The 14,926-nt window shown below is 73.1% G+C and carries 21 protein-coding genes; 12 read left to right on the top strand and 9 right to left on the bottom strand.

Features of this window, described 5'->3' with window-relative positions; genetic code table 11:
• Positions 1-71: 71 nt before the first annotated feature.
• From AC3EUJ_RS03410 to AC3EUJ_RS03445, 8 genes are all read right to left on the bottom strand, one after another.
• On the bottom strand, positions 72-1,661 hold the full coding sequence (locus tag AC3EUJ_RS03410) for a hypothetical protein (protein WP_431959376.1): 1,590 nt from the start codon (positions 1,659-1,661) through the stop codon (positions 72-74).
• Between the two features lie 211 nt (positions 1,662-1,872).
• The gene (locus tag AC3EUJ_RS03415; protein WP_431959377.1) at positions 1,873-2,190 is read right to left on the bottom strand and encodes a hypothetical protein; all 318 of its coding nucleotides are present in this window, start codon (positions 2,188-2,190) and stop codon (positions 1,873-1,875) included.
• 54 nt (positions 2,191-2,244) lie between these two features.
• Positions 2,245-2,700: a hypothetical protein gene (locus AC3EUJ_RS03420; RefSeq protein WP_431959378.1), complete on the bottom strand. Its 456-nt coding sequence runs from the start codon at positions 2,698-2,700 to the stop codon at positions 2,245-2,247.
• Between the two features lie 129 nt (positions 2,701-2,829).
• A complete protein-coding gene (locus AC3EUJ_RS03425) occupies positions 2,830-3,324 on the bottom strand; it encodes a hypothetical protein (RefSeq protein ID WP_431959379.1) in 495 nt (164 codons plus the stop codon).
• An 82-nt stretch (positions 3,325-3,406) separates the two neighbouring features.
• On the bottom strand, positions 3,407-4,075 hold the full coding sequence (locus AC3EUJ_RS03430; protein WP_431959380.1) for a hypothetical protein: 669 nt from the start codon (positions 4,073-4,075) through the stop codon (positions 3,407-3,409).
• 104 nt (positions 4,076-4,179) lie between these two features.
• Positions 4,180-4,893, bottom strand: coding sequence for a hypothetical protein (locus tag AC3EUJ_RS03435; protein WP_431959381.1), 714 nt, complete (start codon positions 4,891-4,893; stop codon positions 4,180-4,182).
• Positions 4,894-4,971: 78 nt separating this feature from the next.
• Positions 4,972-5,451: a hypothetical protein gene (locus AC3EUJ_RS03440; RefSeq protein WP_431959382.1), complete on the bottom strand. Its 480-nt coding sequence runs from the start codon at positions 5,449-5,451 to the stop codon at positions 4,972-4,974.
• 75 nt (positions 5,452-5,526) lie between these two features.
• The gene (locus tag AC3EUJ_RS03445) at positions 5,527-5,889 is read right to left on the bottom strand and encodes a hypothetical protein (protein WP_431959383.1); all 363 of its coding nucleotides are present in this window, start codon (positions 5,887-5,889) and stop codon (positions 5,527-5,529) included.
• Between the two features lie 209 nt (positions 5,890-6,098).
• Here AC3EUJ_RS03445 and AC3EUJ_RS03450 point away from each other — a divergent pair, with 209 nt between their 5' ends.
• The 12 genes from AC3EUJ_RS03450 (at position 6,099) to AC3EUJ_RS03505 (ending at position 14,080) form a co-directional block, all read left to right on the top strand.
• Positions 6,099-6,530 (top strand): hypothetical protein, encoded by a 432-nt coding sequence (locus AC3EUJ_RS03450; RefSeq protein ID WP_431959384.1) that lies wholly within the window; start codon positions 6,099-6,101, stop codon positions 6,528-6,530.
• Positions 6,531-6,668: 138 nt separating this feature from the next.
• Positions 6,669-6,989 (top strand): hypothetical protein, encoded by a 321-nt coding sequence (locus AC3EUJ_RS03455; RefSeq protein ID WP_431959385.1) that lies wholly within the window; start codon positions 6,669-6,671, stop codon positions 6,987-6,989.
• Positions 6,990-7,074: 85 nt separating this feature from the next.
• A complete protein-coding gene (locus AC3EUJ_RS03460) occupies positions 7,075-7,812 on the top strand; it encodes a hypothetical protein (protein ID WP_431959386.1) in 738 nt (245 codons plus the stop codon).
• Positions 7,813-7,941: 129 nt separating this feature from the next.
• A complete protein-coding gene (locus AC3EUJ_RS03465) occupies positions 7,942-8,637 on the top strand; it encodes a hypothetical protein (protein ID WP_431959387.1) in 696 nt (231 codons plus the stop codon).
• An 86-nt stretch (positions 8,638-8,723) separates the two neighbouring features.
• Positions 8,724-9,488 carry a DUF2786 domain-containing protein gene (locus AC3EUJ_RS03470; RefSeq protein WP_431959388.1) on the top strand — a complete coding sequence of 255 codons (765 nt, stop codon included), beginning with the start codon at positions 8,724-8,726 and terminating at the stop codon, positions 9,486-9,488.
• Positions 9,489-9,571: 83 nt separating this feature from the next.
• The gene (locus AC3EUJ_RS03475) at positions 9,572-10,561 is read left to right on the top strand and encodes a phosphoadenosine phosphosulfate reductase domain-containing protein (protein ID WP_431959389.1); all 990 of its coding nucleotides are present in this window, start codon (positions 9,572-9,574) and stop codon (positions 10,559-10,561) included.
• A complete protein-coding gene (locus AC3EUJ_RS03480) occupies positions 10,558-11,244 on the top strand; it encodes a DUF6884 domain-containing protein (protein ID WP_431959390.1) in 687 nt (228 codons plus the stop codon). The genes AC3EUJ_RS03475 and AC3EUJ_RS03480 overlap by 4 nt, the downstream gene beginning before the upstream one ends.
• Before the next feature lie 82 nt (positions 11,245-11,326).
• On the top strand, positions 11,327-11,611 hold the full coding sequence (locus AC3EUJ_RS03485) for a hypothetical protein (protein ID WP_431959391.1): 285 nt from the start codon (positions 11,327-11,329) through the stop codon (positions 11,609-11,611).
• A 70-nt stretch (positions 11,612-11,681) separates the two neighbouring features.
• Complete coding sequence (locus tag AC3EUJ_RS03490) at positions 11,682-12,059, top strand: hypothetical protein (protein ID WP_431959392.1); 378 nt, start codon at positions 11,682-11,684, stop codon at positions 12,057-12,059.
• 173 nt (positions 12,060-12,232) lie between these two features.
• Complete coding sequence (locus tag AC3EUJ_RS03495) at positions 12,233-12,517, top strand: hypothetical protein (RefSeq protein ID WP_431959393.1); 285 nt, start codon at positions 12,233-12,235, stop codon at positions 12,515-12,517.
• Positions 12,518-12,528: 11 nt separating this feature from the next.
• Positions 12,529-13,080 carry a hypothetical protein gene (locus AC3EUJ_RS03500; RefSeq protein WP_431959394.1) on the top strand — a complete coding sequence of 184 codons (552 nt, stop codon included), beginning with the start codon at positions 12,529-12,531 and terminating at the stop codon, positions 13,078-13,080.
• A gap of 103 nt (positions 13,081-13,183) precedes the next feature.
• Positions 13,184-14,080, top strand: coding sequence for a hypothetical protein (locus AC3EUJ_RS03505; protein WP_431959395.1), 897 nt, complete (start codon positions 13,184-13,186; stop codon positions 14,078-14,080).
• A gap of 294 nt (positions 14,081-14,374) precedes the next feature.
• Here AC3EUJ_RS03505 and AC3EUJ_RS03510 read toward each other — a convergent pair whose 3' ends face one another.
• Positions 14,375-14,926 (bottom strand): GNAT family N-acetyltransferase, encoded by a 552-nt coding sequence (locus AC3EUJ_RS03510; RefSeq protein ID WP_431959396.1) that lies wholly within the window; start codon positions 14,924-14,926, stop codon positions 14,375-14,377.

Raw genomic sequence — 14,926 nt, forward strand, 5'->3', positions numbered from 1 at the left:
GTTGCGGGTGGTGGTGGGGTTGTGGGGGCCGCCCGGTGCTGGCGGGCGGCCCCACGGGCTGTCAGGGGCCGTCAGACGGCCGTCAGGGCGGGGTAGCGCTCGGCGTACTCGACAAGCTCCCGCTCCCACTCGGTCAGCGGGGTCGGCAGCCACCCGGCGGGCACGGGCTCGGCGGGCTGCTCCTCCTCCGTCGGGGCCGGAGGCAGGACGAACACCACACGGGAGACCCGGTCGTGCATGACCGTCCACCCGGCGGCGCGCATGTCGGCGGCGTACGCGGAGAGCTGGGCGCGCCACGGGCCCCGGTCCGGCGTGAGGTACTGCCCCTTGACCAGGTGGGAGATGACGACCCGCCCATCCGAGCGCTGCCCGATCAGGAAGCCGGTCGCGGTCGAGAGCTCGGGGTTGTAGTTGGCGTCGAGCTCACCGGAGTCCGTGCGGCTGTTCGCCTTGAGGATCAGGGCGGCGGCGGCCGGGGCGTCGCCAGCCTCCAGCAGCTCGGCGACGGCGGCGGTGGTGAGCACCTGGCGGGCCTCGGCGCGCTGCTCCTGGTCGCGGTCGGCGTCCAGCGTCCCCGCTTCGGCGGCCGCGTCCACGTGGTCGTACGCGGCGCGCAGCGCGTCCACGGAGTAGGCCTCCCCGTAGCTCGTCGTCGTCTCCGGGCCGTAGCAGTGGAGCACCTTGCCGACCTGGCGCCAGGTCTCCGAGTCGGGCCGGAGCTTGGTCTCCGCGTCCAGGGGGTGCGCCTCCTGCTGCGCCACGTCGCAGGCGCTCGACGCGGCCATGCAGGTCTGGCCGAAGACCCACAGGGCGAGCGTGAACTGCTGCTCTGCGGCGGCCTTGGCGGCGGCCTGCGCCTCGTACTGCTCCACCGTCAGGGTCAGCTCACGGTCCCCGTCGCGGAAGTAGTCGCGGGCCTCGGCGAACGCGGCCTCGATGGTGGAGCCGTACTCCTCGATGGCCTCGGCGATGAACGCCAGCTCCTCGGCGGCCCACAGCTTCGCGGTGGTGTCCGTGAGCACCTGGCGGGCCTCGGCAACGGCCTCGGCCATCCGGTGCCCGTCCAGCGTCCCGGCCTCGGCAGCGGCGTTCAGGTGGTCGTACGCGGCGCGCAGGGCCTCCACCGGGTAACGCTCCTCGGTGTCGTTCGCCATGCCGCCGGGGCCGTAGTGGTCCAGGCTGTCGCCGATCTGCCCCCAGACGGACGCCTCGGTGAAGCCTTCGCCGGTCTCCTGCTCGGTCTCCAGCGAGTTGGTCTGGTAGGCGTCCACGGCGTAGTTCGCGGCGTGGCAGGTCTCGGAGAAGTAGAGGGCGGCCAGGCGGTACTGCTCCTCGGCGGCGGCCTCGGCGGCCTCGGCCGCCATCACGGCCTTCTCGGCCTCCCACTCGGCGTGCGCCTTGCGCTGCTCCTCCTCGTGCTCGGCCTTGGCCTTGGCGTCGGCCTCCTGCTTGGCGGCGACCGCGCGCCAGTGGGCGGCGCCTGCCTCGTCGCCCCTGAGCTCAGCCTGCGCGATCAGCCCGGCGGTGGTGTAGTCGCCGAACACGTCCAGCAGTCCCAGGCGTTCGAGCACGGCCAGGGTGGGCTTGGTGGTGCGGACGTAGCGGGCGCCGTAGCGGATCGTGCGGGCCTGTGCCTTGGTCAGGCGGGGCGTCGGCGTCATCTCGGTTGCTGCCTTTCGTCGGTGTGCGGGGCCGGGGTGGCTTGCTGGTTCCCTCCCGGGAGCCCAAACACTACACCATCGGAAGTGACACGCAACAGGGGAGATCCCGGGGCGCTGCTCCGCCCCATCCGGGCCGGTCGGCCCCCTGCGCGCCCGCGCGATTGAGCACGGTCCCGAAAGTCCCGTCGTGCGTGCGGGCCGGCGGCTTCACTCAGGCTGTGCGTGCCAGGTCGGGGAGCTCGTACAGGCGGGAGCGGGCGGCGGCGGTGGCGTCGAGTGCGGCCAGCAGCTCCCGGTGCTCGTCCGCGTCGTGGGTGTCTACGGCGTGGTCTGCCAGCAGGTCGGAAGCGCGTGCCAGCACCAGGTGCAGCGCCATCACTCCCGGGTCTGCGGAGTGCTGGGCGGTGTCGGCGACGGCACGGACGGCGGCGGCTGCCTCGCGGGCTTCCCGGGGGCCGGTGGCGTGCAGCAGAGCGACGCTGGCAGTGCGCAGGGCGGCGGGGTCGATCACGGGTGTCTCCTCGGTCATGGCACCGCGCCCCGGCGAGGGTTGGCCGGGGCGCGGTGAAGTGGGGCGGGGATGTCAGGCGGTGGCGATGCCGACGCCGTGCCACCACGGGGCGGGGCCTCCGTCGAGCGGCTTGCCGGTCGAGAGGATCAGGGAGCGGCCCGGGGCGGCGGTGAAGGGAAGCGCGCCTTCGTCCAGGGCGACGGACAGCATCGCGGCGGCCACGCGGCGGGTCACGGTCGCGGTGTCGGTGCTGCCCCACTCGCCGACGGCCAGGTTGTCGCCCTCGGGGAGCATGCAGGCGGCGCGCAGCAGGCTGACCATGTCGTCCCCGGCGGCGTGCTTCACCTGCGGCCAGGTCAGCAGCGGCGGGGAGGTGACGGGGATCGGGTTGTCCGCGCCTGCCTCGATCGCGCGCATCGCGGCGACCTTGCGCTGTTCCGCCCGGCGGGCGAAGTCGGCCATACGGGCCGGGACAGCGCTCGCGTACAGGGCGCGGTCGGCGGCGGGGGTGGCGGTGGTTGCGTCCATGGGTGGTGCTGCCTTTCGTGTGCGAGGGGCCGCGGGGCCCCGTAGGTGGGGAACGTCTGCGCGGTGTCGGCTGTGACAGGCGCGGGCCGGCCGCCGCACCGTGTGGGAGCGGGGGCCGGAGGCTGCGGGTCAGTCGTGGGGGTTGGCCTCGGTCCAGGCGAGGAACGCGGCGGCTACGTCGTCGGCGGGGCGGTCCCATCCGCTGTCGGGGAGCGGGCCGTACGCGCCTCCGTCGTGGCAGGTGATGAGGAGGTCGTCCGCGCGGATGGTGAGCTGGTACGGGCCGCTGCCTTGGACGAAGTCGCCGAAGGTGCGGGAGATGCCGGTGCGGGTGTAGCGCGTGCCCCGCTCGTACAGGGCGTAGCTGATGGCCATGGCGCGGGCGACGCTGGCGACGGTGCCGGGGCAGGTTGCTGCCGGGCCGGTCGCGGCCTGCGTGCGGGCGTAGTCGTCCAGGGCGTGGGATAGGTCGCGGGCGGTGGCGTACTTGCGGCCGCCGTTGGCGTCCAGGACTGCGGCGGTGACGGTGTCGGTCACGCTCCGGCGGGCGGTGCGGGCCTCGGTGGTGCGGCGGTCCTCGGCTTCGCGGGTGTTGGTGGGGCCGGTGTACTGGGACCAGTCCATGGCAGGTGCCTTCCTCGGTGTGCGGGTGGCGGGGGGCCCGAGACCCGCGCGGTGTGCAGCCGCGCGGGCCCCGGAGGGGTGGTCAGGCGGCGGGCGTGGTCAGCGCGTCCAGGAGCGCAGCGAGTCCCTTGCGGGCGGCATCGGTGGGCAGGCCGCTCACGTGGATCGCGGTCATGCCGTTCGGGTAGACCGTGAGCGTGCCGTCGGCGCGGACGCCGTACACGTCTTCCAGGCGGTGCCGTCCGGGCGCGGCGGCCGTCAGGTCCTCGGTGCGGCCACCCTCGGCAGCCATGAACGGCTCCAGCTCCACGTGGGCGTACGCGGCGTCGATGAACGCTCGGGCGGCGGCCGTCGGCAGCTTGGCTTCCACCAGTACATCCGTGGCGGTGGCCATCATGAACAGGCGGTGTCCGTCCGGGGCGTCCGCCCATGACACGTCGGCGCGGCCCCGGATCTGTCCGGGCAGGGGCAGGGGGCGCAGTCCGGGGAAGGTGGCGGCGAGTATGCGGGCGGCGGCGATGGCGGCCGCGGTGGTGGCGGAGCGCCAGGCGGTGACCGGGTCGACGGTGAGGGGGGCCGGCTCCTCCTCGATGTCGATGCCGAGTCCGGTCAGCCACTCGCCCACAACCTCCAGGGCGACCCAGGCGTCCCAGCCGCGCCCGCTGTCCGCCTTGCGGTGCAGGTCGGCGTACAGACCAGCGATGGCCATGCCTTCGGGCGAGGTGACGTCGAACACGGGGGCGTGCGTCATGGTGGGATCTCCGATCCAAGTTACTTGCGGGTATGGGTGCGACCTGCGGGTTTCCAGCACTCCGGCCGCGCCGTGCGGGGGCGCGGCCGGAGTGCGAGGGGGTGTCAGCGGTCGCGGATGACGCGGAGCGCTTCGAGCTCGGCGATCAGCTCGGGCGTCACTCGCTCGGTGGGCCCGGCGAAGTCGTCCCAGGGCCACCAACCGGAGATGTCGTACAGGCCGTCAGCGTCCGGGGCGATGTCCCGGTCACCGGGCTCCGGCTCGTAACTGGCGTCCCACGACATGCGGATCACTTCGCCGTGCCACTCGGCGGTCAGGCCGTACTCGCAGGCGTTCAGGTCGCGGACGATGTCCTCGGCGGTGGCGCGGGTGAAGCGGAAGCCCTTGCCCTCGGTGCCCACCCACAGCGTGGGCGTCAGCGCCGGGTACGGGCCGTCTTCGTCGCTGCCGTCCACCATCACCAGGGACAGGGCCTCACGCTCGCGGCCGTGCCCAAGGCACTCCGAGGTGTTGCAGGTGCGGCCGGTGCCGTCCCAGTAGGCGCGGTGCGCTTCGAGTCCGGTGGCCTCCCAGTCGTCCCCGGCGGTCCACTCCGGGCGCCGCTCAGCCCAGTACGAGAACGCCTTGCGCAGGCTCGGGCGGCCGTACTGCTCGTTGTGCCCGTGCATCGTGATGTGGGCGATCCAGGATGCGCGGACGCTGTCGTACCCGTTGCGGGACAGGTCGTAGCCGGTGCCCGGCTCGATGTCGGCCGGGTCGACGCCGGAGGCCAGGCACAGGGCGGTGCGGCGGGCCACCATCTCGGGGGTGTGGGTCATGGGTGTTGCTCCTGTCTGCGGATCGGGTGGGCGGGCCGGCCGCCGCGTCGTGCTGGGGCGCGGCGGCCGGTGGACGGGTCAGAACTGGGGGGTCAAGCCCTGGCGGGTGGCGCGGTGCCGGAAGCGGCGCAGCGTCGCTGCGGTGCGCGGGGTGTCCTGGTCGAGACCGAAGAACACGGGGTGCAAGCCGTAGTCCCGGACCTCGTAGGCCAGCGTGTGAAGGGCGTACACGTCGCCGGGCGTAGCGTCCGGCCCAGCGGCGGCCGCCCGTGCCTCCAGGCCCAGGCGCAGCAGGCCGAACACGGTGGGGGTGGAGTGCTTCTCCGCGCCGATGATCCGGTCCCGAACCCAGCCCGTCACCGGAAGGTGGGCGAGGTGGGGCCGGTTGGTGATGGCGGTGGCCTCCTGGAGCGCGGTCGGCATGATCGCGGCCGCCTCGTTCAGCTCGTCCATGGTCAGGTCGTAGTGGCGCAGGATCACTGCCATGCGCCAGACGGGGGCGAGGGTCGCGCGCAGCAACTCCATGTCGGCGGCGGGGTCGGTGACGGTGCGGGGCATGGGGTGTTCTCCGTTCGGTGTGCGGGCCCGGGGCGGCCGAGTGCTGGTCGGCCGCCCCGGGAAGTCCGGGGGGTGTCAGGCGGCGAGGGAGTAGCGCAGCGCGTCGAGCGCGGCCCGGTACTCGGGCTTGCGCGGGTTGTAGGCGTTCACCAGGGCGGGGAGCTGCGCGCGGCTGTAGTGGCCGACGGGGCTCCACTTGCGGAAGCGGTGACCGTCCACGGTGCGCAGGGTTCGGCCGTGGCGGACGGGGGCGATTCCGATGCGCTTGGCGGCGGCGGACAGTCCGCTCGCGGCGCCCTTGATGGCCTTCACGTCGTCCACTCCGGCGGCGAGGAAGTGTGTCGCCAGTGCGCGGCCCCGGAGCAGGGACGCTTCAAAGCGGGTGTCTGCGGAGCGGCGGCGGAGTGCGGCGCGGGCGTCGCGGGCGCGCTTGTTCATCGGTGGCGGGGTGCCTTCCGTGCGGTGTTCCCGGCGGGAACAGCGGGTGTGCGGGGCCCGATCGGTGCGGTTGCTGGCCGCTCCGTCGTGCATGGCTAACGCTAGTGGATCAACCCCGGAACGCACAACCCACGGAAGTGACACGGATGGTGTACCGTGCCGGACCGGCGGTCAGCACCCGCCAACTCCCGCACCCGAAAGGCGCGCTCATGCCCTCTTCTCTGCCTGCTCCGGTCGCTGCCCTTGTGGCGGACCTGGTCGCCAACACCCCCGCGGCCGTCGGTGCCGCCTACGCCGCGAACGCCGTCGACGGGCCGTTCCCGGCGGGAACGCTGGTCCGCTACTTCGGCTCCCAGGTGCGTCACCACGGCGTCTACCGGGCCTTCCCCTGCATCTGCCGTTACTGCCTCTTCCACGTGGCCGGGTTCAACGACGCGGGGGCCGGCGCGTGCCCCAAGTGCTCGACCGGCCGGGCGGATGAGTGCCGCGCGATGATCGGCGAGCCGGTGCGGTACATGCTGCTGCCGCCGGAGCAGCAGCCGGTGATGCCGTTCGAGAACGTGGCGCTGCGGTGCGTGCGCCCGTCGTCTCTCGCGTCCGCCGAGCCGGAGACGAACGGCAGCGCAGGGCCGGCTGTCTGACGCTGGGCCGGATTCTCGCCACTGCCTGTTGCGTGTCACTTCCGGTCGTGTAGTGTCTGGGGTGTCGGAAGGGGTCAGCAACCCCGACCGGCACCCGCAGCGCAGGCATCCCGCCGCGCCCCGAAGGAAGGCACCCGCATGTCCGTATCCCTGCTCAAGCCCGCCAGCACCGAGTTCTCCATCCGCGACCTGGTCGAGCACGCGGCCCGCATGCTCGGGACCGGCTGGCAGGCGGTCACCCCCACCGACTGGCTGTCGATCGGTCAGGAGCACCTGGTCTCGCCGTCCGGCGCGTACGTCTCGCTGTCGGTGGACCCGGAAGAGGTGATCGTGCTCAACGCGGTCGACGCCGACCGGTGCGGCGCCGAGGAGTACGTCGCCCCGCTGGAGGGCGCGACGCTCCACGAGGTGGCCGTGACCGTGGCCGCGTCCGCCCGCTGGATGCTCGCCCTCCTGTAACACCCCCCGCCGGGCCGCTCACCAGCACTGAGCGGCCCGGCCCCCGCACCCCGCCCCGCACCACCAATCGAACCGGAGAAACCCCGTGTCCGTGCTCGTCGCCCCCGTCTGCCTGGTCCCGCCCACCGCTGCCACCCTGGTCGCTCTCGCCGACGCCGAAGAGGCGATCGTCAAGGCCCTGCCCGTCAGGGTCACCAACTCCATCTGGCGGTCCGAGGAGTCCCGCGTAATCACGTGGGAGTGGCGCGGATCCACCGGGCACGTGCTGATCGCCCCGAATGAGCACGGGCGGATCGTCGCCCGCGTCGTCATCTACGACCTGCCCACCGACTACGCCCTCCGCGCGGCAGCCGCGTACGGCCAGGCGACCGGCGACCGGCCGCTCGTCGTGATGCGCAACGGTGACGACACCCTGATCCGCAAGGGCCGCCCGGTCGTGCTGCACGAAGCCTTCGGGAAGGCCTACCCGTGGACGCTGACGAGCGGATTCGTGACGCCGCGGGAAGCCGTGGTGCTGCTCCTCGCGTACGGTGCCGCGCCCCTGCCGATGAACGGTCCGATGGCGCCCGCGTACCTCCTGCGCATCCTGCTGCGGTCGGCCGGCCTGCGCGCCGACGTGCGCACCACGGACAGGGGCGTGCGGTACGTGGTGGCCCGCACCAAGTCCGGGCACGGCTTCACGGTCGAAGCGGCGGGCCCCGCCCGGCGCCCCCACGTCGGGTGGGTCGCGTCCTACCGAGGCGAGGAGATCAGCACCGACTGCAAGACCCTCCTCGCCGACTCGCTGCTGATCGTGAACTGGGCGCTCTTGAACGTGAAGTGACCCCCGGCGGCCGCCTGTGCCGCCCGGTGTCGCCCGCACACAGCGGTGCGGCCCCGGGCGGCGCGGAGAACCGCCGGAGGCCTCCACGGCTCACCCCCGCTACACCCGACGAACGAACGGAGCACCATCGTGTCCGCACCCCACCCCGACGCCGAGACCGCCGAGACCGCGACCGGCATCCTCACGGCGGCCGGGTTCACGCCCGCGACCGACGACCGCCAGGGCTTCCGCGTCGAGACCATCGGCACGAGCCGCACGGGCGCCCTGCTGATCGCCCACGGCCCCGAGCTCCCCGGGGAGCGCGCCAACGCCCGGGCCATGCGTGACGAGTACATCGGCGCGCTGATCGCGGCCGGGTGGAACGCGGTCCCGCTCGCGGGCTCGGTGCTGTGGGCGCAGCCTAAGACCCTCGCGGACCGCGTGTCCGACGTCCTGCGCGGCCGATTCCCCGAGCACGTGCCCGGGCAGCGGGCCGGCTGGGTCGTCCTGGAGCGCAACGGCCGCTGGTTCGTCGCGTGGGACCTGGCACGGAAGGTCGCGGCGGACACCACCCGGCAGCAGTCGAAGCGGCGGGAGCTCGCGGAGGCCCTGGACGCGGCCGGGTTCGCGCTCGCCATCACGCCCGAGTTCTTCGGCGTGTGGGTCGGCGACCGTGGCGACGCTCCTCGGTACACCGTGGCGGACAGCGGCCTCCCGTTCGGCGGCGGCTCCCTGATCGTGGACACCTGGACCCGCGTCGACGTGCGCGCCCTGGACGACCGCGACGCGGCCGAGGAGATGGCCGCGCGCATGAACGAGGAGCAGGACGCGCCCGCCGGCCACTGACGACCACCCCCGACATCACCCCGCCGGGGCGGGCCAGCAATCCGCCCCGGCAACCCCACCCCGCACCAAGGAAGGCACCACCGACCATGAGCACCCCCACCCCCGAGAGCGCCCTGAACCGTGCCCGCGCGCTGCTGGCCAAGGCGCAGGCGACCACGTTCCCCGCAGAGGCCGAGGCGTTGACCGCGAAGGCGGCCGAGATCCTGTCGAAGTACGGCTTGGACGCCGCGGCGCTCCACAACACGGGCGTGCGCCCGGACGTGCCGGAAGACGAGATCGTGACCATCACGGCCGCGTGGTCGCAGGAGCTGGCGCGCCTGCTGTACTACGTCGCCGAGGCGTACGGCTGCCGTCCGATCATGCTCAGCCGGGAGACGACGATGGGCGCGAACGGCAAGAAGGTCACGGCGGCCCGCGTGCATCTGGTGGGCTTCCGGGCCGACGTCGAGCGGGCGAAGATCATGCACGCGTCCTTGCAGATGCAGATGATCAGCGCCGCGAACCGCGAGGGGTTCAGCGGGAAGAACGCCAGGTCACTTAAGCGGGCGTGGATGCTCGGCTACATCGCCACGGTGGAAGGGCGCCTGCGGGAGATCGAGCGGCGGGCGAAGGCGCAGGCCTCCGCGGCGTACGGCGGCATGCCGGACAGCGGCCGGCCCGGGGCGGACCTGGTCCTCGCCGAGCGCGCGTCACTGGTGCGGCGCCGCTTCAACGAGCTGTTCCCCCGTACCCGGAACGCGCGCAGCTCGGTCAACGCCAACGCGTACTACTCGGGCGGACGCGCCGGTTACGGCGCGGACCTGGGGCAGTCCCGCACCGGTTCCACTGGGCGCCGCGCCCTGACCCGCTGACCGAACCAGCCGCAACCTGCCGTCCCCGCCCGCCAGCAACGGGCGGGGCGGCCCCCTCACCCGCACTGAGAGAGGCCTTCGCCGTGTCTCGCACGACCCTTCCCCGCACCCGCCTGGCGGCGGGCATCCCGACCAAGGCTCTGCGCCTGGTCCAGTGGGCCGACGTGATCCTTGTGTCGTCGTCGGCCGGTAAGGACTCCCTGGCGCTCCTGTGGCACGTCTACCTGCTGGCCAAGGCGGCCGGGGTGACGGATCGCATCCTGGTCGTGCACTGCGACCTGGGCCGCGTCGAGTGGGGCAGCACGCGGGAGCTGGCGGAGCAGCAGGCCCGGGCGCTCGGGCTGGACTTCATCGCGGTGCGCCGCAACGGCGGGGATCTCCTGCAGCAGGTCCGGGACCGGCACGTGCGGCTGGTGGCGAAGACGGCCACCGAGGAGGAGAAGCAGGGTCTTGCGGCCGGCGCGCTGCCGGTGCCTCCGGCGTGGTTTTCGAGCGCGGCGCGCTACTGCACGTCCAACAACAAGCGGGACGTGGTGGGGCAGCTCATGGCCGCGTTGCAGCAGGAGCACGGGGACCTGGGGCGGCCGCTGCGGATCCTCAACTGCATGGGCCAGCGGGCCGCCGAGAGCAAGGCCCGGGCGAAGAAGCTGCCGCTCGTCATCGACAAGCGGGCGAGCACGCAGGGCCGCACGGTCGTGACGTGGATGCCGGTACACCACCTGTCCGACGCCGCGGTGTGGCGGATGATCGAGGCTTCGGGCCTGCCGTACAGCGCCGTCTATGACACGGGTATGCGCCGCCTGAGCTGCGTTTTCTGCATGATGGCGACCTTCGATGATCTGGTGTTGGCCGCGCGGCAGGACCCGGAGTTGGCGGCCGAGTACGTGGCGGTCGAGCGGGAGACGGGGAGCACGTTCAAGCGGGGGCTGTCCATGGCCGACGTGCTGGCGCGCGCCCTGGAGCTCAACGCCACCGAGGGCCCGGTGCGGGTGGCGCGCGGCGCGGCGATGGCGGAGCACCTGGGCTGGGATGCGACGCGCCTGTACCTGGCGGGTCTGGGGCTGGCGGCATGAGCGCGCTGGGCAAGGTCGCACGGGCCGCACTGCTGGGCGCGGCCGCGCACCCCGACGGGATGCTGACCGACGTGCACCAGCGGACGGCCATCGCCCTGGAGGAGCGCGGATACGTCGGGCTGTGGCCGCTGCTGCCGGGCCGGAAGCCCACGCGCATCGCGGACCTGCCGACGTGGCCGCTCGATGTGCCGATCACTCCGGCTGGGCGCGCGGAGGCTGAGCGGCTGGGCGCGGCGCCGGCACCCTCGCGGCTCCTGGTGATTCCGTGCGGTGGAGCCAAACGGACGGAGTGGCGGTCGTGGCCTGCGGGTGAGCTCTACGTGGGCTCGTATCACCGGGCCTGCCGGGCGGCCGCGGATCGGCTGGCGGCGGAGACCGGCGCGCGAGTCGTCGTGCTCTCGGCCTGGTACGGGCTGGTGTCGCTGCAGCGGCCGCTGTGGACGTACGACGTCACGGTCGGCGACCCGCGCACGGTGAAGCCCGAGACGATCCGGCGCCAGTCCGAGGCGATGGGCGTCCTCGATGCGGACGTGACGGTGCTCGCGGGCAGCCGGTACGTGCGCCTGGCCCGCGAGGTGTTCCCGGATGCGGCCGCGCCGCTGGCAGGGACGCGCGGCATCGGCGAGCAACTCGCCCGGCTCAAGCGGATCCGCTTCGACGGGTCGCAGGCCCTGGCGGCTTGACCGCCCCCATGACTTCGGCGTCCGCCCTCCGTGCTGGGCCGGGCGGGCGCCGACACCCCCTGACGAGACTGGAGCAACCCCCGTGGCCCTCCCCGACACGAGCCACCTTCGCACGTACATCGGCCCGTACCCGCCGGCCCGCCCCAAGGACACCCGCACGTGGATCTGGTCCAAGTGCGACCGGTGCCCGTGGACGGTCTGCTACCTCGAAGACCGCAACTCGATGCGGTACACGATCGAGTTTTGGGAGCACGCCGAGCAGGGTTGCGGCCCCGGCGAGGTGCCCGCCCAGGACGACGGCGGCCCCGCCGGGCAGATCGCACTCTTCGCCAGCGACCCCGCCGGACAGCTCGCCCTCTTCGGCTGAGCACCCCCAGACTTCCCGCCCGGCGCCGTGCCGTGCGGGCACCACCTGCGAGACATGCGAGGAGAACCCCATGGGTGAGACGTTGACGGACCTGGCCTTGGCCGCCGAGAACGAACAGTGGGAGGCGTCTGGCGCGGCCGAGGCCGCGAACCGTGCCGCGTGGCCGGCGTACGCCCTCGGATTCGCCAAGCGGACGCTGGGCGAGGAGGCAGCCGCGGAACTGACGTTCACGGCCAACGCGCTGCCGTCGGAGGACGCGGAGGCGGAGGCGGACGCGCCCGTGCCCGGGTCGCCGGGCCTGATCCTTCGGTGGGCTGGCGGCGGCAGCGTGGAGGAGACGCTGACGCTGATCGCCCCGTGCGAGGCCTGCAAGGTGGACCGGAAGGTCGGCGGAGTGGTCGACCTGGCCCAGTTGGGCCGCATGCTGCTGAGCGAGCGTCGCCGCTGACCTGAGCGCGGCGCAGCGCCCCGTCCTGGACTCGTTCCGGGGCGGGGCATTCTGCTGTACGACCCTGGTTCGCAGGGTTCTGCTGGTGTAGTGTCTGGGATTCCGGAGGCCAGCAACCCCCGGCGCCCGCATACCCCTTCGGCAGTCCGCTGCCTGACCCAACGGAGCACGACATGGCTTTCAGCATGAGCACCGGCCGGGACACGCGCCTTGGCCGCGCCACCGGTCCGCAGACGGTCCGCCTGTACGGCAGCGACGCCGACGGCGGCAAGGACGGATTCCCGGTCGTCATCGGCCGGGGCACGGTCCGCGTGAACCCCGACGGGCCCGAGTCCTGCACCGTCTACGACGACGAGGGCCGGGCGTACGAGCCTGTCGGAACGTCGTGGGAGCCGTTGGCCCGCGAGTGGACGTGCGAGGCGCGCCGCATCGACCAGGACGGCCAGGGCGACCTGTGATGGCGGCGGCGATGGAGCAGCCGGAGGCGGTGCGCGCCCTGGTGGGCCAGACCATCACGGTGACGGAGGCCCTGTCGGGGATGCCGAACAGCCGGCCTTACCGGCTCCGGATCACCGAAGCCGAGATGACGTCCGACCCGGCGTCCGGGATCGTGCACGTGACCGGGGACCGGTTCCGCATGGACGGCACGCCCGCCATCCGCAAGCGCGGCCCCGTCGTGGGCACCACCGTGTGGCTGCTGGACGGCTGGACGGAGATCCTTGGCCTGCCGGACCTGCCGCCGCGGGAGTGGAAGTTGGAGGCCTGCGGGCTGCCGGTCTACTCGGAGCACCAGCGCGCCGGGATCGCGGCTCGGATAGTCGACCTGGGCGCGGCGTACCGGGTCACGGTCGGGGACGTCGGCGAGGACCAGGCCGTGCCCGGGGACGAGGTGGCGCGGCAGGTGGCCGATGCGCTTGCCGAGAACGGGATGCGGGTGGACCGGCATGCGGACGGCGTGACGCTGCGGCTGCGCCAGGGCAACGGATCCCACATGGTGCTTCGCCCGGTAGCGGGCGAGTAGGTCCAGAAGGCCGCCGCGCGCGGTGGCCAGTGAGCAAGGATGAGAGCGGGCGGGGCCGAGGCGAATTCGGCCCCGCCCACACCGACTGTAGGAGGACACCGGCATGACTGCCACACCCGACCCCGCCGACCTGATCGACCGCTTCGCCATGGGGCAGCAGGAGGGGCACCCGTACCCGGGTGAGCTGCCCGCGGACATCGCGCCGTGGCACTGCTACCTGCTCGACGGCGGGCACTCCCTGCTGGTCGCGCTCGGGTCGCTGTACGCGGCGGGCGTCGACCCGGGGGCGTTCATGGTGCCCGCCCCGGTGAAGACGGTGCTGCGGGCCGGGTACACCTTCCGGGACGGCTACCCCGTGGCCGATCTGCCCTATGACCCGACGCTGGGCCTGGTGACCGATCCGGGCGACGACGAGTTCGACGGCGGCCCGGAGCCGGCGGCCGCGCTGCACCGGCTCGCGGTGGGCGAGCCGTACAACGCGCGCATCACCCAGTGGCCCGGGGGCATGGGGCAACTTCGCCTGACCCTGTCGGGGGCGGAGTTCGTTCTGCCGATCGACGCTCCGGCCCGGCATGAGGTCAAGGCGTTCGGGCAGGGCACGGCAGAGTTCGGCATCGTATCGTTCGACCGCTTCGCCATGCTGCTGTACCGGTTCACGGACCCGCGCGACAGCAACCCCAAGCACGGTCTGCCGTGGTCGGATGCGGCGTGGGAGTACCACCGGCAAGCCATCGCGGAGCCGGTCGAGCTCCCGGCCGCCGCGGTGTTCCCGCTGCGCCTGGTCCTGGTCGACGCGGTCAACGGCGTGGTGCAGGCCTTGCGCGCGGTCACCCCGCCGCAGGAGTTCTGCGACGCGCTGCGCACCGCGGCCGCCCGGCAGCAGGGCGTCCAGCGCGACGACGCGCGGGCCGGGCAGGAGATCCGGGCCCTGTACGCCCGGCACTCCAGCGTGGATCTGCTGCTGCAGGCGGAGGCCAGGTTCGAGGCGCTGCGGGACTGAGCAGCGCGAAAGCGAACGCCCCGCCCTGGGATTCCCGGGGCGGGGCGTTCGGCGTCTCCGGGGGCATCTCGCCCCGCACGGTGGGGATCCCCTGAGCGGGGCACCGCGTAGCGGGAGGGTCCAGTCACCTGGTCCCTGCCTGGTCCCGGCAGACGGTCGACGGGGGCGGCGGCCGTCACCGCCAGGTGTCCCGGGAGCGTCCCGGGGATCATTGCCGCCCCACGATCAGTGTGCCACCGTCCGCGGAGCACGGCGCCCGCCCGCAGGGTGGCGGGCGGGCGGTGGCTGGCGGCGCTACGCGGCCGTGGGGGCTCGGAGTTGGCGGACCATGGTGGCGTACAGCGGGGAGTCGGGGAAGGGCTTCTGCTCGCCGACGTTGGTGTAGCCCCATCGCTCGTACGTGGCCTTGACCTCGGTCTTGCGCGGGTCGACCAGGAGCGTGACGCGCTCCTCGGCGCGACCGGCAAGCAGCTCCTCGTGGATGCGGCGGGCGATCCCCTGGCCGCGCCACTGCTCGCGGGTCATGAGCTCGAAAAGCGCGAGGGTGCGGGCGCCGGTCTCCTCCGTGTAGTCCTCGGGCAGGGGGTCGAGCTGGTGCATCCACCAGCGGGCTCCGGGCTGCAGCGCTGCACCGTAGGCGTAGCCGACGGGTGTGCCGTTGTCGTACCCGATGACGGCCTCCCATGAGTTGCGGCCGGCGTGCCCGGTCAGCCGCTCATCGAAGCGTTCGACGCTGAAGAACGGATCGCTCATGCGGTGGGCGTACACCTCGGCGAACACGTCCAGGAGCGTTTGCCGTACCTCGTCAAGGCCTTCCCGTCCTACGCGCCGGAGCTCCAGGTCCAT

It is taken from the genome of Actinacidiphila sp. bgisy160, assembly GCF_057707815.1.